This window comes from Streptomyces hawaiiensis (assembly GCF_004803895.1).
GTDB lineage: Bacteria > Actinomycetota > Actinomycetes > Streptomycetales > Streptomycetaceae > Streptomyces > Streptomyces hawaiiensis.
In genome coordinates, this window is sequence record NZ_CP021978.1 from 6724554 (window position 1) to 6746185 (window position 21632).

Annotated in this window: 14 protein-coding genes; 12 read left to right on the forward strand and 2 right to left on the reverse strand. The window is 68.6% G+C overall.

The genetic code is table 11. From position 1 onward, the window contains the following. Nucleotides 1–7: 7 nt before the first annotated feature. Nucleotides 8–3805 (reverse strand): GH92 family glycosyl hydrolase, encoded by a 3798-nt coding sequence (locus CEB94_RS30985; protein ID WP_175435308.1) that lies wholly within the window; start codon nt 3803–3805, stop codon nt 8–10. A 368-nt stretch (nt 3806–4173) separates the two neighbouring features. On the opposite strand from CEB94_RS30985, the gene ngcE reads away from it, so the two are divergent. The 9 genes from ngcE to CEB94_RS31030 all read left to right on the forward strand — a co-directional run bounded on the left by ngcE (nt 4174) and on the right by CEB94_RS31030 (nt 16465). After that, nucleotides 4174–5628 (forward strand): N-acetylglucosamine/diacetylchitobiose ABC transporter substrate-binding protein, encoded by a 1455-nt coding sequence (gene ngcE, locus CEB94_RS30990; RefSeq protein WP_175435309.1) that lies wholly within the window; start codon nt 4174–4176, stop codon nt 5626–5628. A gap of 41 nt (nt 5629–5669) precedes the next feature. Then, nucleotides 5670–6596, forward strand: coding sequence for a carbohydrate ABC transporter permease (locus tag CEB94_RS30995; protein WP_175435310.1), 927 nt, complete (start codon nt 5670–5672; stop codon nt 6594–6596). Between the two features lie 3 nt (nt 6597–6599). Next, nucleotides 6600–7523, forward strand: coding sequence for a carbohydrate ABC transporter permease (locus CEB94_RS31000; protein ID WP_175435311.1), 924 nt, complete (start codon nt 6600–6602; stop codon nt 7521–7523). Between the two features lie 455 nt (nt 7524–7978). Next, on the forward strand, nt 7979–9190 hold the full coding sequence (locus CEB94_RS31005; protein WP_175435312.1) for an ROK family transcriptional regulator: 1212 nt from the start codon (nt 7979–7981) through the stop codon (nt 9188–9190). 133 nt (nt 9191–9323) lie between these two features. After that, entirely contained in the window at nt 9324–10424 is a 1101-nt protein-coding gene (locus CEB94_RS31010) for an ABC transporter substrate-binding protein (RefSeq protein WP_175437223.1), read from the forward strand. A gap of 189 nt (nt 10425–10613) precedes the next feature. Continuing rightward, a complete protein-coding gene (locus CEB94_RS31015) occupies nt 10614–11405 on the forward strand; it encodes an ATP-binding cassette domain-containing protein (RefSeq protein ID WP_010033972.1) in 792 nt (263 codons plus the stop codon). After that, nucleotides 11402–12694: a sugar ABC transporter permease gene (locus CEB94_RS31020; RefSeq protein WP_175435313.1), complete on the forward strand. Its 1293-nt coding sequence runs from the start codon at nt 11402–11404 to the stop codon at nt 12692–12694. Before CEB94_RS31015 ends, CEB94_RS31020 begins: the two co-directional genes overlap by 4 nt. Before the next feature lie 182 nt (nt 12695–12876). Beyond that, complete coding sequence (gene dxs / locus CEB94_RS31025) at nt 12877–14811, forward strand: 1-deoxy-D-xylulose-5-phosphate synthase (RefSeq protein WP_175435314.1); 1935 nt, start codon at nt 12877–12879, stop codon at nt 14809–14811. Between the two features lie 136 nt (nt 14812–14947). Beyond that, nucleotides 14948–16465, forward strand: coding sequence for an amino acid permease (locus CEB94_RS31030; RefSeq protein ID WP_175435315.1), 1518 nt, complete (start codon nt 14948–14950; stop codon nt 16463–16465). A gap of 395 nt (nt 16466–16860) precedes the next feature. On the opposite strand, the gene CEB94_RS31035 is transcribed toward CEB94_RS31030, so the two are convergent. Next, nucleotides 16861–17232 (reverse strand): PIN domain-containing protein, encoded by a 372-nt coding sequence (locus CEB94_RS31035; RefSeq protein ID WP_175435316.1) that lies wholly within the window; start codon nt 17230–17232, stop codon nt 16861–16863. A gap of 81 nt (nt 17233–17313) precedes the next feature. Between CEB94_RS31035 and CEB94_RS31040 the strand changes: the two genes are divergently transcribed. From CEB94_RS31040 to CEB94_RS31050, 3 genes are all read left to right on the forward strand, one after another. After that, nucleotides 17314–18333 carry a PLL family lectin gene (locus tag CEB94_RS31040; RefSeq protein WP_175435317.1) on the forward strand — a complete coding sequence of 340 codons (1020 nt, stop codon included), beginning with the start codon at nt 17314–17316 and terminating at the stop codon, nt 18331–18333. 230 nt (nt 18334–18563) lie between these two features. Next, nucleotides 18564–19835, forward strand: coding sequence for a nucleotide sugar dehydrogenase (locus tag CEB94_RS31045; protein WP_175435318.1), 1272 nt, complete (start codon nt 18564–18566; stop codon nt 19833–19835). After that, nucleotides 19832–21574 (forward strand): glycosyltransferase, encoded by a 1743-nt coding sequence (locus tag CEB94_RS31050; protein ID WP_175435319.1) that lies wholly within the window; start codon nt 19832–19834, stop codon nt 21572–21574. The genes CEB94_RS31045 and CEB94_RS31050 overlap by 4 nt, the downstream gene beginning before the upstream one ends. Nucleotides 21575–21632 lie beyond the last annotated feature (58 nt).

The window sequence follows — 21632 nt, forward strand, 5'->3', positions numbered from 1 at the left end:
CGGCTGCTCAGGAGAGCAGTTCGACCTCCGCCAGTGTCGCCTCACCGTCGAGGACCAGGCGGTACTTCTCGTACGTACCCGGTGACCTCACCGAGAACGCGCGGGTCTGCCTGTCCCAGGCGAAAGCCTCCCCGGAGCGCCGGTCCAGCGTCCGCCAGGTCGTGCCGTCGGAGGAGCCCTGGAGCGTCCATCCGGCCGGCGCCTTCGCCCGGTCCGCCGACGACGTCAGCGTGTACTGGACCGCCTGGGCACCCTTCGAGACGGGCAGGTCCACGGAGGTCACGGCGGCGTCCGTCGCCGATGTGTCGTCGAACAGTGCGCCGTCACCCTTCAGCACGTCCGCGCGCGGCGCCGGCACCTTGTCGTCCCGGGTGACCGACACGGGCGCGGCGTGCCCGCCCGTGCCCCAGGACGAGGGTCTCGGACCCATGTCGAACTCCAGGACACCACCCTTGGCGACCAGCGAGTGGGGCAGCGAGGTCTTCGTCCAGGTCCGGCCGTTGACCTTCAGCCCCTGCACGTACACGTTCTTCGCGCTGTTCCTGGGCGCCTTCACCACCAGCTCGCGCCCGTTCTCCAGATGCACGGTCGCCTTCGTGAACAGGGGCGAGCCGATCGCGTACTCGCCGCTGCCCATCACCAGCGGGTAGAAGCCGAGCGCGGAGAACAGGTACCAGGCCGACTGCTCGCCGTTGTCCTCGTCGCCGTGGTAGCCCTGCCCGATCTCGCTGCCCGTGTACAGCCGGGACAGCACCTCGCGGACGTTCTTCTGCGTCTTCCAGGGCTGCCCGGCCGCGTCGTACATGTAGAGGGCGTGGTGGGCGACCTGGTTGGAGTGCCCGTACATGCCCATCCGCACGTCCCGCGCCTCGGTCATCTCGTGGATGACACCGCCGTAGGAGCCGACGAACTCGGGGGAGGCCGTCTCCGGGGTGGAGAGGTACGCGTCGAGCTTGTCGGCGAGGCCCTTCCGGCCGCCGTAGAGGTTCGCGAGGCCGCGACTGTCCTGCGGCGCGGTGAAGGCGTACCCCCACCCGTTGGTCTCGGTGTAGTCGTGCCCCCACACCCGCGGGTCGTACGTGGAGGACTCGACCCGCCAGTCGCCCTCGGCGTCGCGGCCCTGGAAGAACCCGGCCTTCGCGTCGAAGAGGTTCACATAGTCCTGGGCGCGGTTGAGGAAGTAATCCGACTCCTCCTTGTAGCGCCGCTCGCCGGTCTCCTCGTACAGCTTCCGGCCCATGCGGGAGATGCCGTAGTCGTTGAGGTAGCCCTCCAGCGCCCAGGACAGGCCCTCGTGGGTCTCGGTGCTCGTGTAGCCGAGGAAGGGGGAGGTGGCCATGCCCTTGCGGCCGACGCCGGGGTTCGGCGGTACGACCGTCGCGTTCTTCACGGCCGCCTCGTACGCCGCCTTCGCGTCGAAGTCGACGCCCTTGACGTACGCGTCCGCGAACGCCACGTCCGAGGACGTGCCCGTCATGAGGTCCGCGTAGCCGGGGGAGGACCAGCGGGACGTCCAGCCGCCGTCCTTGTACTGCTGCACGAACCCGTCGACCAGCTCACCCGCCCGGGACGGAGTGAGGAACGCGTACGCGGGCCAGGTCGTCCGGTAGGTGTCCCAGAAGCCGTTGTTCACGTACACCTTGCCGTCGACGATCTTCGCGCCGGTGTGCGTCGGGGTGTCCGGGTTCGGCATGGGGGAGAACGGCGAGGCGTACCGGTGCTTCCCGCCGGCCTTCTCGAAACCGGAGTTGGGGTACAGATACAGCCGGTACAGGCTGGAGTGCAGCGTCGTCAGCTGGTCGGGGGTCGCGCCCTCGACCTCGACCTTGCCGAGCAGCCGGTCCCACTGCCGCTGGGCGCTCTTCTTCACCGCCTCGAACGACCTGCCCTCCGGGATCTCCTGGCGCAGATTGTCCTTGGCCTGGTCGAGGCCGATCAGCGAGGTCGCCAGACGCAGCGTGACGGTCCGGTCGTCGGCCTTGAAGCGGAGGTAGCCCTTCACACCGGCCGAGGAGCCCTCGCTCACCGGCTGGTCGAACTCGCCGTAGACGAACAGCCGGGTCGCGCCCGTCGACAGCCCGGACTTGACGTCCGAGTAACCGGTGACGACCCCGTTCTCCTGGTCCAGGGTCAGCCCCGCCTGATCGGTCACGTTGTCGAAGAGGACGCTCGCGTCGTCACCGGGATAGGTGAAGCGCAGCGCGGCCGCGTGGTCGGTCGGCGCCATCTCGGCCTTCAGCCCGTTCTCGAACCGCACCCCGTAGTAGTACGGCCGCGCGACCTCGTTCTCGTGCCGGAAGGCCAGCTCCCGCGCCTCCCGGCCCAGCTCGGGCGTCCCTGCCGCGACGGACGGCATCACCTGAAAGGTCTGCCGGTCACCCATCCAGGGGCTCGGCTCGTGGCTCGCGCTGAACGCCTGGATCGTCGGCAGGTTGTCCGCGTTGTTCGCACGTGCGTAGTCGTACAGCCAGCTCAGCGAACCCGCGTTGGTCACCGGCGTCCAGAAGTTGAAGCCGTGCGGCACCGCGGTCGCCGGGAAGTTGTTGCCGCGGGAGAAGCCGCCGCTGGAGTTGGTGCCCCGGGTCGTCACCGCGTAGTCCGACAGATGCGCCTTCGGCCGCTCGGGGGCGGCGGTCTCGATGGTCACGTCGTCCAGCCAGCCCCGGAACCTCGCCGGACCCCCGGGGGAGTCGTACGCCACCAGGATCCGGTCCACGGTCTTCCCGGCCGCGACCGACCCTATCCGCGAGGCCACGTTGTTCCACTGGTTGACGTAGAGGATCTTCGCCGCGCCCTGCCCCTGCGGGGTCAGCGGGAAACCGTGCTGGTCGGTGGCGCGCAGGTCGCTCAGATGGGTGCCGTCGGTGAAGGCCAGGTCGACGGAGACGTTCGTCGCGTCGTAGTCGAGGTCGCCGTCCGCCATCGACGGGAAGACCCGGTACGACAGCCGCGTGTCCCGGCCGACGGCCACGTTCACGTCGAAGACCTTGTTGTACGAGTAGGCCCGCCCGTCGGCGGTGTGCCGGCCGGCGTAACGCAGGGCCCGCTTTCCGGTGAACCCGGCGCCCGCCTTGGCGGTGGGGGAGCCGCTCGGGCCCCGGTCGACCAGGGAGAGCATGTCCTGCGGGACGGGCCCGTCCGTGCCGCCCGTGGACAGCTGGAGGTCGGCGAGCTGGAGGATGTCGCCGCCGTTGTTCCCGGTGACGTCCAGCCGGAAGTGCCGGTACTCGCCGGGCTCCGCCAGGTCGTAGGTCTTCGTCTGGAACCGCTCGGAGAAGGACTCGCCGGAGCGGGTGTCCAGGGTCTTCCAGTCCTTGCCGTCGGAGGAGCCCTTCAGGGCCCAGTCCTTCGGGTCGCGCTCGTCGTGGTCATTGGCCGATGTCAGTGCATAGCGCACCAATTTGATGGACTTGCCCAATTCGAACTCGACCCAGCCGGCGGGCTCGAAGACGAGCCACTTGGTGCTCGGTTCGCCGTCGACGAGGTTCTCCTTCACCTCACCGCCGCCGGTGTTCTCGGCACTGGCCCGGACGTCGGTGACCTGGTCGGTCACATTGCCCGGTATGCCGCTGCTGTAGCCGCCGTCGACGCCCGAGGCCCTTTTGGTGCCGCCGGGGGTGGTGTCGACGGTGTTCACCCAGTCCGGAACAGGGTCGTCCGCCTCGAACGAGGACGCGAACCCCCGATCGGGTCTCTCAGGGGTTTCTGGCAGTGCGACCGCAACGCCCTGCGAACCCAGGGCCAAAGCGAAGGCGGTCGCCGACACGACCGCCGAACCCCATCTGTGCCGAGCTTTCCGCTGCATCAACGGGTACCCTCCCTGCGCAGTGGACAACGTTGTCACCTTCGATGCGCAAGGACCAGTAGTTGCCCAAGTGGCGAGGAGTGTCAAGGGTGTTGCCTGTGGCATTCGGGCGTGGAGGCCGGGATATTTCCGGCGGAGCACCCGCAGGCCGCTCATACTTCCGCGAGGTCTCAACTCGGATAAGACCCAGGGCCAACCTTGTGTTCGATCTTGATCCGCTGGCGGGAAGTGGACTATACCTGTCGGGCGATTCACACGATCCGCACGTCACCACCCGCACTTCCCTGCACGACCCAGCTTGACCCGATCGCGGTGCCGGGAAGGATCCGGTTCACCGCCTGAGTCCTGGAGAAGGCGAGGACTTGAGCATGGGATCCACTTCCGCCGAGAACCACGGCACCGAAGGTGTCGGCCGCCGTGATCTGATCAAACGGTCTGCCGCGCTCGGGCTGATCTCCGTCCCCACCATGAGTTTTCTGTCCGCCTGCGCCAGCAGCGGCGGCGACGACAGCGGGGACAAGGCCAAGGCCGGCAAGAAGACCGCGAAGAACCCGCTCGCCGTCAATGACACGGCCGGTATGGAATTCGTCCTGTTCGACGGCGGCTTCGGCAAGGAGTACGCCGAGGACGCCGTGAAGATCTACGAGAAGAACTTCCCCGAGGCGACGGTGAAGTTCTCCGCCACCCAGAAGATCCAGTCCACGCTCCAGCCCCGCTTCAACCAGGGCACCCCGCCGGACCTCATCGACAACTCCGGTGCCGAGCAGATGGACATGGGTGTCCTGGTCGGCAAGAACCAGCTCACCGACCTCACCCCGCTGCTGGACGCGCCCTCCTACGACGACCCGGACAAGAAGGTCCGCGACACGCTGCGCCCCGGCATCGTGGAGATGGGCCAGTTCGACGGCGAGAAGGTCTGGATCCTTTACTACGCCTACACGGTGTACGGCGTCTGGTACTCGCAGAAGGCCCTGGCCTCGCTCGACGAGCAGTACCCCGAGACCTGGGACCAGATGCTCGCGGTCTGCGCGAAGGCCAAGAAGAAGGGCATGGCGGGCTGGACGTACGCGGGCAAATACCCGTACTACCTCCCCTTTTCGCTTTACCCGATGATCGGCAAGGTCGGCGGCCGCGAGGTCCTCGACGCGATCGACAACCTGGAGCCGAACGCTTGGAAGCACCCGGCCGTCAAGGCCTGCTTCGACGCGTACTACGAGCTCTACAAGAAGGGTTACGTCCTCAAGGGCACCCCGGGCCTGGACCACATCCAGTCGCAGACCGCCTGGGCCGAGGGCAAGGCGCTGTTCATCCCGAACGGCTCCTGGGTGGAGAACGAGTCGGCCAACGTCATCCCCGAGGACTTCGACCTGGCCGTCTCCGCGCCCACCGGCCTCGACTCCTCCGACAAGATGCCCTTCGGCACCATCTGGGCCTCCGGCGGTGAGCCCTTCATCGTCCCGGCCAAGGCGAAGAACGCCCCCGGCGGCATGGAGCAGCTGCGCATCATGCTCAGCGAGGCCTCCTCGAAGAACTTCACCGGCAAGGTGAAGTCGCTGACCGCGTACGACGGCGGCACCGACGGCGTCGCCCTCACCCCCGGTCTGAAGTCGGGTGTCGCGGCGCTGGACAAGGCCGGCGAGAACGTGGTGAATCCCCGTCTCCAGGACTGGTACGTGCAGTTGCAGAAGGAGAAGATCGGCGTGTCCGGTCTGGGCGAGATGATGGCGGGCCGCCTCACCCCGGCCGAGGCCATCAAGAAGATCCAGGGCTTTGCCGACGAGGCGGCCAAGGACGACTCCATCAAGCACTACAAGCACCAGTAACAGCACAGGAAATCGATTTCCGAAACGGCACCGGAGTGGCGATGCAGCACGGCAAGTACCGGTTCATCGTGGGCTTCCTGGCACTGCCCCTCGGCCTGTACGCGCTCTTCGTGGTCTGGCCGTTCATCCAGTCCATCTATTACTCGTTCACGGACTGGACCGGCCTGAGCCCCGAATTCAAGATGGTCGGTTTCGACAACTACAGCCGGATGCTCGACGACGACATCTTCTGGAAGTCGTTGCAGCACAGCCTGCTGTTCGCCCTCCTGCTGCCGGTGGTGACGATCGGCCTCGCGCTGTTCTTCGCCTTCATGATCAATGTGGGCGGCAGAAAGAGAAAGAACGGCCCCGTGATCACCGGCGTCCGAGGCTCCTCGTTCTACAAGATCGTCTACTTCTTCCCGCAGGTCCTCTCGATCGCCATCGTCGCGCTGCTGTTCGCGTTCGCGTACAACCCGGACAGCGGCGCGATCAACTCGCTCCTGCGCGGCATCGGCCTGGACGACCTCCAGCCCCTGTGGCTGGGCGACCCCGACCTCGCACTGTGGGCGGTGATGGCGGTCCTCGTCTGGTCGACGGTCGGCTTCTTCGTCGTCCTCTTCTCCGCCGGCATGGCCTCCATCCCGGCGGAGATGTACGAGGCCGCGCTCCTGGACGGCGCGAACCGCGTCACCACCTTCTTCCGGGTCACCCTGCCCCTGCTGTGGGACACCGTGCAGTCCGGCTGGGTCTACATGGGCATCCTCGCCCTGGGCGCCGAGTCGTTCGCGGTCGTGCAGATCATGACGACCGGGCCGGGCGGCCCCGACTACTCGACCACCGTCATGGTCCTGTACGTGTACCAGAAGGCGTTCCGTGACGGGCAGGCCGCCTACGCCACCACCATCGGTGTCGCCCTGCTCGTCGTCACGCTGGCCTTCGCCGCCGTGGTGATGCGGCTGGGCCGTCGCGAGCGGCTGGAGTACTGATCGATGAAGACGACCGAAACCCCCGCTCCGCTCCCGGCCGAGTCCGGAGCACCCATCACCAAGACGGACGTCCGCCCGCCCGCGCCCCCGAAGGAGAAGAAGGAAGGCACGGTCCTCAACGTCTTCTCCCACGGCGTCCTGGTCGTCTGGGCGTTCATGGTGGTCCTGCCGCTGCTCTGGGCGGTCATGACGTCCTTCAAGGACGACCGCTCCATCTTCAGCTCCCCCTGGTCACTCCCGGACTCCCTGCACTTCGACAACTGGTCGCGGGCGTGGACCCAGGCCAACATGAGCGACTACTTCCTCAACACGGTCCTCGTGGTGGGCGGTTCACTCATCGGCACCCTGGTCCTCGGCTCCATGGCGGCCTACGTCCTGGCCCGCTTCGACTTCCCGGGCAACCGCTTCATCTACTACCTGTTCATCGGCGGCATGAGCTTCCCGATCATGCTCGCGCTGGTCCCGCTGTTCTACGTCGTGAACAACATGGGCCTGCTGAACACCATCCACGGCCTGATCCTGGTCTACATCGCCTACTCGCTGCCGTTCACGGTGTTCTTCCTGACCGCGTTCTTCCGCACGCTGCCGACGTCGATCGCCGAAGCGGCCTTCGTGGACGGCGCGTCCCACAGCCGCACGTTCTTCCAGATCATGATCCCCATGGCCAAGCCGGGCCTGATCAGCGTCGGCATCTTCAACTTCCTGGGCCAGTGGAACCAGTACATGCTCCCCACGGTCCTCAACACCGACCCCGACAAACGCGTCCTCACCCAGGGCCTGGTCCAGCTGGCGGTCAGCCAGGGCTACAAGGGCGACTGGTCGGGCCTCTTCGCGGGCCTGGTGATGGCGATGCTGCCGGTGCTCGCGGCGTACATCATCTTCCAGCGGCAGGTGGTGCAAGGGCTTACTGCGGGGGCGCTGAAGTAGCCCCTGGCCGCCGCTGCCGGGTGGGCCCGCAGCCCGGCGGAGCGGGGTGCCGCTGCGCCCACCCGTGCCGCCCTTAGCGGCACTCATGCCCGCAGCGGGGGCGGCCCGCACCCGCCGTCGTACGCAAGGGGCCGTGTCGGGGGGTGTCCGCCCGCAGCGGTTGGCGCGTCAACGGACAGTCAGTCGGCGTGAGGCCCCATCGCGCCGTTCCGAGGACGGACACCCCCCGACACGGCCCCGACCCACCACCGACGATCAGGCGAGGACGCGCACCCCGGCCACAGCCGCACAGACAGAAAGCGCGAACCACCACGTAGCACTCCGCAACCACCCGTACACCCCCCGGAATCAGTTCAACCTCTTGACGGGAGGCAACCCGAACAGCTCAGCTTAGAGTTCACTAGTTGGACATAGACGGGGTCTCATCGAAGCGGCCCCGTGCGCAGGAGGTCGTCGTGGAGACTCCGGGGTCGCAGTCATCGCTGCACCGAGCCAACCTGGAGCGGGTCGTACGAGCCGTGCGCCTGGCGGGCTCCCTCACCCAGGCCGAGATCGCGCGGACGACAGGTCTGTCCGCGGCGACGGTCTCCAACATCGTCCGGGAGTTGAAGGACGGCGGCACCGTGGAGGTCACGCCGACCTCCGCCGGCGGCCGCAGGGCCCGCAGCGTGTCGCTGAGCGGCGACGCCGGCATCGTCATAGGCGTCGACTTCGGCCACACCCACCTCCGCGTCGCCATCGGCAACCTCGCCCACCAGGTCCTGGCGGAGGAGTCCGAGCCCCTCGACGTCGACGCCTCGTCCGCCCAGGGCTTCGACCGCGCGGAACAGCTGGTCACCCGCCTGATCGAAGCCACCGGCGTCGACCGCTCCAAGATCGCCGGCGTGGGCCTCGGCGTCCCCGGCCCGATCGACGTCGAGTCCGGCACCCTCGGCTCGACCGCCATCCTCCCCGGCTGGACCGGCACCAAGCCCGCCGAGGAGCTGCGCGACCGCCTCGGCGTCCCCGTGCACGTGGACAACGACGCCAATCTCGGTGCCCTGGGCGAGATGGTCTGGGGCAGCGGCCGAGGCGTCCGCGACCTGGCCTACATCAAGGTCGCCAGCGGCGTCGGCGCGGGCCTGGTGATCAGCGGCAAAATCTACCGCGGCCCCGGCGGCACTGCCGGAGAAATCGGACATATTACACTCGATGAATCCGGCCCGGTCTGCCGTTGCGGAAATCGCGGCTGCCTGGAGACCTTCGCGGCCGCGCGCTACGTGCTCCCGCTCCTCCAGTCCAGTCACGGCACCGATCTGACCATGGAAGGCGTCGTACGGCTCGCCCGGGACGGAGACCCGGGCTGCCGTCGGGTGATCGCCGACGTCGGCCGCCACATCGGCAGTGGAGTGGCCAATCTCTGCAATCTGCTGAACCCGAGCCGCGTGGTCCTCGGCGGTGATCTCGCCGAGGCCGGCGAGCTGGTGCTCGGGCCGATCCGGGAGTCCGTCGGCCGCTATGCCATCCCCAGTGCGGCACGCCAGTTGTCCGTTCTCCCCGGTGCCCTCGGCGGCCGTGCGGAGGTGCTCGGAGCGCTCGCGCTCGCCCTCAGCGAGATGGGCGATTCGACCCTTCTGGACGGAACTGCTCCAGGCGTACTGCAGGCAGTCACCCCTGCCTTCACTTAGAGAACGGATGGCACCGTTGCCATCTCGTTAAGGATTTACTTCTTGACGTCGCACGTGTGGCCGAGTTGACTTCCAGCCACCTCGGCCGCAATGTCGCGGCCTCGTCAGGGAGGTTTCTGAAGTGAACACGCGTATGCGTCGCGCCGCTGTTGCTATTGCCGCCGGTGCGATGGCCGTTTCGCTTGCTGCCTGTGGCAGCGCCAAGGAGTCGGGCGACAACGCCGATTCCACCGGGTCCGCCAAGAAGGGCGACGACATCAAGGTCGGCCTGCTCCTTCCGGAGAACGCGACCGCGCGCTACGAGAAGTTCGACCGGGTGCTCATCGAGAAGAAGGTCAAGGAGCTCACCAACGGCAAGGGTGAGGTCGTCTACGCCAACGCCAAGCAGGACGCCAGCACGCAGAACCAGCAGGTCGACACGATGGTGACCAACAAGGTCGACGTGCTGATCGTGGACGCGGTGGACTCCAAGGCCATCGCCGGCTCGGTGAAGAAGGCCAAGGACGCGGGCATCCCCGTCGTCGCCTACGACCGCCTGGCCGAGGGCCCGATCGACGCCTACACCTCGTTCGACAACGTCACCGTCGGCAAGACCCAGGGCGAAGCCCTGCTGAAGGCCCTCGGCGACAAGGCCAAGGACGGCCAGATCGTCATGATGAACGGGTCCTCCACCGACCCGAACGCCGCCCAGTTCAAGCAGGGCGCGCACTCCGTCCTCGACGGCAAGGTGAAGATCGGCCGCGAGTACGACACCAAGGAGTGGAAGCCGGAGAACGCCAACTCCAACATGGAGGGCGCCATCTCCGCCCTCGGCAAGGACAAGATCGTCGGCGTGTACTCCGCCAACGACGGCATGGCGGGCGGCATCATCACGGCCCTGAAGGCCGCCGGCATCGCCGACATCCCGGTCACCGGCCAGGACGCCGAACTCGCGGGTGTGCAGCGCATCGTCACCGGTGAGCAGTACATGAGCGTCTACAAGCCCTACCCGCAGGAGGCGGACGTCGCGGCCGAGATGGCCGTCGCCCTCGCCCAGGGCAAGTCGCTCGACTCGATCGCCAAGGACAAGGTCGACAGCCCGACCACCAAGGCCATCCCCTCCGTCCTCGTTCCGGTCGTCTCGCTGACGAAGGACAACATCAAGGACACCGTCATCAAGGACGGCATCTACACGGTGAACGAGATCTGCGCGGGCAAGTACAAGGCCGCCTGCGACAAGATCGGCCTCAACTAGGCAACCGCCAAGTCCCCTGAGGGACACGGGAGTCCGAACCGGACTCCCGTGACTCCCGTGCGGGGACCGGTCGCCCCCGAGTTCCTCCGGCGCCCCGCCACATCAGCCCCGCAAGCTCCGCGGGGCGCCGGACGGATCACTCCTCCCACACTTCTGCACAACCTCCCGCCGGGTCAGGCGGCGAAGGAGATGGTTCACGTGTCCGCTACGCCCGTGCTGGCGTTGCGCGGGGTCTCCAAGCGGTTCGGTGCCGTTCAGGCGCTCACCGACGTAGAGCTTGAGGTCCACGCCGGTGAAGTGGTCGCCCTGGTGGGCGACAACGGCGCCGGAAAGTCCACGCTGGTCAAGACGATCGCCGGCGTGCACCCCATCGATGAGGGCGTCATCGAATGGGACGGCAGGTCCGTCCAGATCAACAAGCCGCACGACGCCCAGAACCTGGGCATCGCGACCGTCTACCAGGACCTCGCGCTCTGCGACAACATCGACGTCGTCGGCAACCTCTACCTGGGCCGGGAGATCCGCAAGCGCGGCGTCCTGGACGAGGTGGAGATGGAGCGCCGCTCCCGCGAGCTGCTCGACACGCTGTCGATCCGCATCCCCAGCGTGCGCATCCCGATCGCCTCGCTCTCCGGCGGTCAGCGCCAGACCGTGGCCATCGCCCGTTCCATGCTCGGGGAGCCCAAGCTGGTCATCCTCGACGAGCCCACCGCCGCCCTCGGCGTCGAGCAGACCGCACAGGTCCTCGACCTGGTCGAGCGGCTGCGCGAGCGCGGCCACGCAGTGATCCTCATCAGCCACAACATGGCCGATGTGAAGGCCGTCGCGGACAAGGTCGCCGTGCTGCGCCTCGGGCGCAACAACGGCGTCTTCGAGGTCAAGTCGACCTCGCAGGAAGAGATCATCTCCGCCATCACCGGCGCCACCGACAACGCCGTGACCCGCCGTGCGGCGCGCACGAACGGGGAGGTTTCCAAGTGAGCATCGACAAGACCTCCGCGGCTCCGGACGACCACGTCGTGGAGAACCCCGAGGCGGCCAAGGCCGCCGTCACGGTCGTCGACCCCCGGCTGCTGGTGCGCGAGCAGGGCCTCAAGGGCTACGTCAGCGAGTTCAAGCGCAAGATGAAGTCCGGCGACCTGGGTTCCATCCCGGTCGTCATCGGCCTGGCGATCATCTGGCTCATCTTCACGAGCCTGAACTCCAACTTCCTCACCGCGGGCAACCTGTCCGACATGTCCGTCGCCATGGTCGGCACGGGCATGATCGCCGTCGGCATCGTGTTCGTGCTGCTGCTCGGCGAGATCGACCTGTCGGTCGGTTCGGTGTCCGGTGTGGCGGGCGCGAGTTTCGCGGTGCTGAACGTCACCAACGGCATGAACGAGTGGCTCGCCTTCGTGCTGGCCATCCTCACCGGCACGGTCGCCGGCGCGCTGCACGGCTTCTTCTTCGCGAAGATCGGCGTGCCCGCGTTCGCCGTCACCCTGGCCGGTCTGCTGTTCTGGAACGGCTTCATGCTCCAGATCCTGGGCAGCAACGGCACCATCAACCTCGACCCGGACGGGGTCGTGGCCCAACTGACCAGCTATTACTTCTCCGACGTGGCCGCCGCGTACGGTCTGGCCGCGGTGGTGACCGCCGGGTTCTTCCTCAGCTCCTTCCTCGGCAACCGGCGCCGCGAGGCCGCGGGCGTGCCGTCGCGGCCGCTGAGCGAGACCATCGTGCGGACCGTGCTGCTGGCGGTGCTCGCCTTCACCGTCGCCATCGTCTTCAACCAGTACAAGGGCCTGCCGCTCGCCGTGGTGATCTTCATCGCGGTGCTGCTGGTCACGGACTTCGTGCTGCGGCGCACGGCGTACGGCCGGAAGGTGTTCGCGCTCGGCGGCAGCGTCGAGGCGTCGCGCCGCGCCGGTATCAACGTGGAGATGGTCCGGATCTCGGTGTTCGCGATCTCCGGGACCTTCGCCGCGGTGGGCGGCCTGTTCATCGCCTCCAAGATCGCCGCGGCGAACCAGGGAGCCGGTGGCGGTGACCTGCTGATGAACGCGATCGCCGCGGCGGTCATCGGCGGCACGTCGCTGTTCGGCGGCCGCGGGCGCACCTGGAACGCGCTGCTCGGTGTCCTCGTGATCGTGTCGATCCAGTACGGCCTCGCCCTGGAGGGCATCGCCTCCCCGGTGCAGTACATGATCACCGGTGGTGTGCTGCTGGCCACGGTCGTCATCGACGCCGTCACCCGTAAGACGCAGAAGACCGCAGGGCGCGCGTAGCGCCGAGGAACACCCCCTGTGCCCGGTACCTCCCAGGTACCGGGCACAGCTGTGTCATGGGCGTGGCGCACCATGGGTACAGCCGAACGCGTGACGTACGACGCACAGCCTCGGCGCCGCCCGCGAAGGCGGAACATTAGACTCGACAAGCCCGGCAACAGCTCTACTGCAAGGAGGCACGGGTGCCGCTGCTGACCCGTATCAGGGGACCGCGCGATCTGGACCGGCTCAACCTGGAGGAGCTGAACCAGCTGGCGGAGGAGATCCGCAGCTTCCTCGTCGAAGCGGTCTCCAAGACCGGCGGTCACCTCGGCCCCAACCTCGGCGTGGTGGAGCTCACCATCGCCCTGCACCGGGTCTTCGACTCGCCCCGGGACAAGGTGCTCTGGGACACCGGCCACCAGTCCTACGTCCACAAGCTGCTCACCGGCCGCCAGGACTTCTCGAAGCTGAAGATGAAGGGCGGACTGTCCGGCTACCCCTCACAGGCCGAGTCCGAGCACGACGTCATCGAGAACTCGCACGCCTCGACCGTCCTCGGCTGGGCCGACGGCATCGCCAAGGCCAACCAGATCCTCGAACGCGACGACCACGTCGTGGCCGTGATCGGTGACGGCGCGCTGACCGGCGGCATGGCCTGGGAGGCGCTGAACAACATCGCCGACGCCAAGGACCGCCCGCTCGTCATCGTCGTCAACGACAACGAGCGGTCCTACGCACCGACCATCGGCGGCCTCGCCAACCACCTGGCGACCCTGCGCACCACCGACGGCTACGAGCGGTTCCTCGCCCGCACCAAGGAGGTCCTGGAGCGCACCCCCGTCGTGGGACGGCCGCTCTACGACACCCTGCACGGCGCCAAGAAGGGCCTGAAGGACTTCATCGCCCCGCAGGGCATGTTCGAGGACCTCGGCCTGAAGTACGTCGGGCCGATCGACGGGCACGACCTGGAAGCCCTGGAGTCCGCGCTCGCCAAGGCCAAGCGGTTCGGCGGGCCGGTCATCGTGCACTGCCTCACCGAGAAGGGCCGCGGCTACCAGCCCGCCCTCCAGGACGAGGCGGACCGCTTCCACGCCGTCGGCAAGATCCACCCCGACACGGGCCTGCCGATCGCCAGCTCCGGCGCCGACTGGACCTCCGTCTTCGGCGCGGAGATGGTCAAGCTCGGCGAGGAGCGCGAGGACATCGTCGCCATCACGGCCGCCATGCTCCAGCCGGTGGGCCTGGACAAGTTCGCCAAGCGCTTCCCCAAGCGGGTCTACGACGTCGGCATCGCCGAGCAGCACGCCGCCGTCTCCGCGGCCGGCCTGGCCACCGGCGGCGTGCACCCGGTGTTCGCCGTGTACGCCACGTTCCTCAACCGCGCCTTCGACCAGGTGCTGATGGACGTGGCCCTGCACAAGTGCGGCGTCACCTTCGTGCTCGACCGGGCCGGCGTCACCGGCACCGACGGGGCCTCCCACAACGGCATGTGGGACATGTCGATCCTTCAGGTCGTCCCGGGTCTGCGGCTGGCGGCGCCGCGCGACGCCGACCAGGTGCGCGCCCAGCTGCGCGAGGCCGTCGCCGTCGACGACGCGCCGACCGTGGTCCGCTTCTCCAAGGGCGCCGTCGGCCCGGCCGTGCCCGCCGTGCGCCGCGTCGGCGGCATGGACGTCCTGCGTGAACCCGGCACCGACCGGCCGGACGTCCTGCTGGTCTCCGTCGGCGCCCTCGCGCCGATGTGCCTGGAGATCGCCGGACTGCTCGACAAGCAGGGCATCTCCACGACCGTCGTCGACCCGCGCTGGGTCAAGCCCGTCGACGAGGCCATGGCCCCGCTCGCCGAACAGCACCGCGTGGTCGTCACCGTCGAGGACAACAGCCGGGTCGGCGGTGTCGGCTCGGCGATCGCCCAGGCGTTGCGCGACGCGGGAGTGGACGTGCCGCTGCGGGACTTCGGCATCCCGCCGCGCTTCCTCGATCACGCCTCCCGTGCCGAGGTTCTCGCCGAGATCGGTCTCACCGCGCCGGACATCGCCCGGCAGGTGACCGGGCTGGTCGCCAAGCTGGACGGCCTCCCCACCGAACGCGGCGCCGCGGACGCCGTGGACTCGGTGGAGCCCGCGCGCGACTGACACCGCTGAATGGGCCGGTTCCGCCACCGTGAAGGGTGGTGAAACCGGCCCATTGGCGTGAATCCTTCCCCGCTGGGGCATACGGATGGTGCCCCCTCTCGATCATGTCGAGGACGACAAGCGTGGGAGGTACCCCGTGAGCAGCACCCTCTTCCGGACGAAGAGAGTCGAACAGTCCATCCGCGACACCGAAGAGCCGGAGCACGCGCTCAAGAAGTCCTTGTCCGCGCTGGATCTGACCGTCTTCGGCGTCGGCGTGATCATCGGCACCGGCATCTTCGTCCTCACCGGCACTGTCGCCAAGGACAACGCCGGGCCCGCGACGGCTCTGGCGTTCGTCGCGGCCGGCGTCGCCTGCGCCCTGGCCGCGCTGTGTTACGCCGAGTTCGCTTCCACGGTCCCGGTCGCCGGGTCCGCCTACACGTTCTCGTACGCCTCTCTCGGTGAACTGCCCGCCTGGATCATCGGCTGGGACCTGGTCCTGGAGTTCGCGCTCGGGACGGCGGTGGTGGCCGTCGGCTGGTCCGGCTACATCCAGTCGCTCATGGACAACGCGGGCTGGACGATGCCCGCGGGCCTGGGCAGCCGCGAGGGCGCCGACGCCTTCGGCTTCGACATCCTCGCCGCCGCGCTCGTCCTCGTCCTCACCGGCATCCTCGTGGTCGGCATGAAGCTGTCCGCGCGGATCACGTCGATCGTCGTCGCCATCAAGGTGACGGTCGTCCTCGTCGTGATCATCGCGGGCGCGTTCCTCATCAAGGGCGACAACTACGACCCGTTCATCCCGAAGGAGAAGCCCGTACCGGCCGGGTCCAGTCTCGATTCCCCGCTGATCCAGCTCATGTTCGGCTGGGCGCCCTCCAACTTCGGCGTGATGGGCATCTTCACCGCCGCCTCGGTCGTGTTCTTCGCCTTCATCGGCTTCGACGTCGTGGCCACGGCCGCGGAGGAGACCAAGAACCCGCAGCGCGACATGCCGCGCGGCATCCTCGGCTCCCTCGTGATCTGCACGACGCTGTACGTCCTCGTGTCGATCGTCGTCACCGGCATGCAGCACTACAGCGAGTTGTCCGTCGACGCCCCGCTCGCCGACGCGTTCAAGGCCACCGGGCATCCGTGGTTCGCGGGCTTCATCAGCTTCGGCGCCGCGGTCGGCCTGACGACGGTGTGCATGATCCTGCTGCTCGGGCAGACCCGGGTGTTCTTCGCGATGAGCCGGGACGGGCTGCTGCCGCGGTTCTTCTCGCGCGTCCACCCGCGGTTCAAGACGCCGCACCGGCCGACCATCCTGCTCGGCGTGGTCATCGCGGTCCTCGCCGGGTTCACACCGCTGACGGAGCTCGCCGCGCTGGTGAACATCGGCACGCTGTTCGCCTTCGTGGTCGTCGCCATCGGCGTGATCATCCTCCGCAAGAGCCGCCCCGACCTGCCCCGGGCCTTCCGCACCCCGTGGGTTCCGGTCATCCCGATCCTGTCGGTCTGCGCCTCTCTGTGGCTGATGATCAACCTCCCCGCCGAGACGTGGGTCCGCTTCGCCATCTGGATGGCCGCCGGCTTCCTCGTGTACTTCCTCTACGGCCGCACCCACAGCCGTCTCGCGCGCGGCGAAGCGGCAGAGGAACAGCCGAGCGCGGGCGGCGGCGGCACGCCGTAGGTGACTGCGGCCCCGGCTGCTCGCGTGGCTGCGCCTGGTCGCCGGGTGGTGGGTCGGGGCCGTGTCGGGGGGTGTCCGTCCTCGGAACGGCGCGATGGGGTCTCACGCCGACTGACTGTTCGTTGACGCGCCAACCGCTGCGGGCGGACACCCCCCGACACGGCCCCTTGCGTACGACGGCGGGTGCGGGCCGCCCCCGCTGCGGGCATGAGTGCCGCTAAGGGCGGCACGGGTGGGCGCAGCGGCACCCCGCTGCGCCGGGTTGCGCACCCACCCGGCACCAGCAGCGACGCCGAGCCCTGCGGTCCTCACAGCACGCTCAACGCCCTCCGTGCCCGCAGCGGTACCCCGCTCCGCCGGGTTGCGGGCCCACCCCGGCCCCCACGCCCGGCTGGCTAGGGACGAACAGACCGCGGTCCCGCCACCTCGGCCCCCAGCTCCCCGACCCGCCTCCGCAGCTCCCGGTCCGCCGTGATCACCAGGACGGAACGGTCACCGGCCGACGCGACGACCTCGACGATGTGGTCGTCTCCGCTGCCCGGCGCCGACGACACCCGTACCCCTGGCACGGGTTCCACCCCGCGTGCCGCCCCCTCCACCACCAGGACGATCTCCACCGGGCCGGACACGGCGGGAACCCCCTCCGATGCCAGATGGTCCCGCAGCCGTTCCGCCGCACCCCGACGGTCCCGCCACCATCCGTCCGGCACCGACCCGACGACATTCGCGGCGTCGACGACGACCAGGACGGGCGGGTTGGCGTTCATGTGGCCAGGGTCGCACGGGAGATGCCCGCCAGGCAGGGCGGGGCGGGCGCGCCGGGCCCGTCGGCCGCATAAAGTGAACAGGTGAACGGCGACTGGCTCATCCGCGGCCGCGACGGCCGCCTCACCGTCTACCTGCCCTCCGGCGACGCCGTCCGGTGCCGTGCGGAACGCGGACCCGCCGGCCTCTGGGAGGACGCCCCCCGCACCGTCGGCGGCAGTCAGAAGCTGCACCCGGACGCGGCGGTCGGCCAGGGCACCGACGGGTACGCCCACCTGGCCGCCTGGCGGCCCACCGTGCCGGGGGAGTCGGGGCTCGTGCACTCCACGCACTTCCGGCCCGGCCTCGCGCCCCTGGACTGGGTCCCGATCGGGCACCCGGACCAGAAGGGCGACCGGACGGGCCGGCCGGCCGTCGCCGTCGACGGGGCGGGGCGGGGCTATGTCTTCGTCCGGAACAAGAGCGGCGGGGTGAGCCTGCGCAACCAGAAGGTCAAGGGCGGCTGGGGCGGCTGGCTGGACCTCGAAGGGCATGACGTCGAGGGGGAGTTGGCCGCCGTCACGGGGGAGTCGGGGCTGGTGGAGGTGTACGCCTGCGTGCCCGGCGGGATCCTGCACTGGCGGCAGGAGGGGGACGGTAAGAAGCCGGTGCGGACCGAGGGCGTCGACGCCCCCGTCCGTCCGGGGACCTTGCGCGCGCTCGCCACGTCCGCCGAGCACACCACCCTGTTCTTCACCGACAGCTCCGGGGACCTGTGCGCCTGGCGCCCCGGTGAGAAGCCGGCGACCCTCCTCACGTCCGCCGGCCCCGGTCCGGTCTCCGCCGTACGGTGTGAGATCGAGGGGCACGACTGCACCGTGCTCGCGCAGCGGTCGGCGAGTGGCCGGGTCGCCTTCGCCGCGTATCCGACCGAGCAGGAGTCGGCCGGTGCCTGGTGGACCGAGTCCGGGCCCCAGCTGCCAGCCGACGCCATGGTGTCGGTGGCGCTCGACGAGCACGAGGAGGTCGTCGCGGCCTCCCAGTCACCGTCCACCGGGACCGTGCTGCTCACCCGCCGCAAGGACGAGCCGGGGCTCGCGCTGGAGGCCTGGCGGGAGATCTGAGCCCCACCAGAAGGGGAACCGGCCCTTTCAACTTGAGGCTCTTGTCGCTCCAGACACACGAAGTGTGTCAACGGTTGTAGAGATGTGTGCGTGACAAGGCGCACCTCGGGTGAACATGGTCAAAAAGTGAAGGTCTTGTTAACCTCCTCGGACTTGTTCGATTTTGCTCGGGGGGCCGGTTGCTGCTGCGTCTGGCCGACGCCGTGGCAACGGGGTTGGGGAATGATGTCGTGAGCAGATCCTCCACGGTGGATCTTGTCGTTGTCGGACTCGGTTACGTGGGACTGCCGTTGGCCCGGTCCGCCGCCGCCGCGGGTCTGAAGGTGGTCGGTCTCGACCGTAGCCGCCGGGTGGTCGACGGACTGAACGCCGGACGTTCACACGTCGACGACATCACCGACGCCGAAGTGCGCGCCATGCTGGAGCAGGGCTTCGAGGCCGTCGACCGGGCCGACGTGATCGCGGACGCCGCCGCTGTCGTGGTGTGTGTTCCCACGCCGCTCACCGATCACGGCGCCCCGGACCTCGGCGCGGTGCACGCCGCCGTCGACGACATCGCCGCCCACCTCACCGCCGGCACGCTCGTGGTCCTGGAGTCGACGACGTATCCGGGTACGACCGACGAGGTCGTCCGGCCGCGTCTGGAGGCCGGGGGCCTGCGGGTCGGCATCGACTTCCACCTCGCCTTCTCCCCGGAGCGCATCGACCCGGGCAACGCCTCCTTCGGCCTGGAGAACACGCCCAAGGTCGTCGGCGGCATCACGGCCGACTGCACCAAGGCCGCCCGCGCCCTCTACGAGCGGTTCGTGAACCGGGTCGTCGAGGCCAAGGGCACCCGCGAGGCCGAGATGGCCAAGCTGCTGGAGAACACGTACCGGCACGTCAACATCGCGCTCGTCAACGAGATGTCGATGTTCTGCCGTGAGATCGGCGTCGATCTGTGGGATGCCATTCGGTGCGCGTCCACCAAGCCTTTCGGTTTCGCCCCGTTCTACCCGGGCCCCGGCGTCGGCGGGCACTGCATTCCGATCGACCCCAACTACCTGTCGTACAAGGTGCGTTCGCTGGGCATCCCGTTCCGGTTCGTGGAGCTGGCGCAGGAGATCAACCAGCGGATGCCCGTGCACGTGGTGAACCGGGCCGCCGATCTGCTCAACGACCAGGGCAAGGCCGTGCGCGGCTCCCGGGTCCTGCTGCTCGGTGTGACCTACAAGCCGGACATCTCCGACCAGCGCGAGAGCCCGGCCCTGGCCGTCGCGGAGAACCTCCTCGCCCGCGGTGCCGAACTCGTCTACTTCGACCCGCGCGTCGAGGACTGGCGCGTCGGCGGTGAGCCCGTCGAGCGGGCCGAGGACTACCTCGCCGCCGCCGAGGCCGCGGACCTCACCATCCTGCTCCAGCCGCACCGCGAGATAGACCTCGACGAGCTGGCCGACCGTGCCCGGGCGCTCTTCGACACCCGGGGCAAATCCGCCGACCACCCGCGGGTGGTCAAGCTGTGACTTCCGAAGATACGTTCATACCCGGTGCCGTCGACTCCGGTGGGCGTCGAGCGCACCGGAAGCGGCGGCATCTGAAGGTCTCGTATTTTGTCTTCCTGGGCCTGGCCGCGCTGATCGCCACCCGGCTCGACGCCGGTTCGCTGCACCTCTACTCGATGGGCGCCATGGGCCTGCTGGCCCTGAAGATGTTCGGCGCCCTCTTCTACCGTCCGGCCAAGGCCGGGCGGGAGGAGCTGGAGTACCTGGAGAGCACCTGGGTCACCGCGGTCATCCCGATCTACAACGAGGACCCGGTGATGTTCGAGCAGGGCATGCGCAGCCTCCTCGCGCAGAGCCGCCTGCCCAACGAGATCCACATCATCGACGACGCCAGCGCCAACGACTCCGGCATCCGCGCGGCGAAGAAGATGCGCCGCGAGTTCGAGGCCAAGGGCGTCAAGTACACCGTCAGCGTCCAGCCCGAGAACAAGGGCAAGCGCGAGGCGCTGGCGCTGGGCTTCGAGGCCGCGCCGTACTCCGACATCTTCCTGTGCGTCGACTCGGACACCGTGCTGTCCCGGGACACCGTGCGCGAGCTGCTGCTGCCGCTGGCCGACGAGAAGATCATGGCCTCCACCGGCATGGTGCTGGCGCTCAACCACGACAGCAACATCTTCACCCGCCTGCAGGACCTGCGCTACGGCAACTCGTTCCTCTTCGAGCGGGCCGCCTACTCGCGGCTGAAGTCGGTGCTGTGCTGCTGCGGCGCGCTCTCCGCGTACCGCGGCACGCTGGTGCGCAAGTACCTGCCGGACTTCCTCAACCAGCAGTTCCTGGGCAAGCCGGCCGTCTTCGGTGACGACCGCCGCATGACCAACTACTGCCTGATGGAGGGCCAGGTCGTCTTCCAGGAGACGGCCGTCGGCTACACCGCCGTGCCCGAGAAGCTGCCGCACTTCCTGCGCCAGCAGGTGCGCTGGAACAAGTCCTTCTTCCGCGAGTCGCTGTGGGCGTTCCGGCACCAGAAGAAGTACCGGCCGGCCTTCTGGCTGACCTGCATGGAACTCGCGCTGTGGCTGGTCTTCGGCTCGGCGATGTTCTACTCGATGGTCATCCTGCCCATCATCAAGCCCGAGCAGTTCGTCAACCACATCGGCGACTACCTCATCTTCATGGTGCTGATGGGCTATCTGCGCAACGTGCGCTACCTCGACTTCCCGCGCCGCGGCATGGGCTTCATCAAGCGGTTCGGCATGTTCCTGCTCGCGCCGATCTACGGTGTGATCCAGCTGACGCTGCTGACCCCGCTGCGCTTCTACGCCCTGTTCACCCTCCACAAGGGCAGCTGGGGCACCCGCCAGGGCGGTGTCGAGGTGTCCGTGGCCGGGGACCACGAGAGCGACGTGACGGAGATCTTCGAGGAAGAGGACCCGTACTCCGACAAGAAGGTCACCGAGACGCTCCAGCTGATGCGTCTGGAGGGCGTGGCACTGCGCACCCGGCCGCGCCCGGCGGGCGGCATCCCCTCCCAGCCGCAGCCGATCCCCGGGTACGACGAGGAGCAGCACGCGGCCGTTCCGCAGCAGCGCGTGAGCTGGGGGGCGCCGGCGCCGGCCGGGCAGCCGCAGTGGCAGGGCGGGCACCCCGGGCCCCCCGACCCGTACCAGCAGCAGTACCCGGGCCAGGGCCGGCAGGGCGGCTATCCGCCCCAGGACCCGTCGTGGCAGCAGGGCCAGGGCTACGGGCAGGGCGGCTGGTAGAGCCGTAGGAGAACGAAGAGGGGCGGCCGGGGGGCCGCCCCTCTCTTGTGCGTTCGGG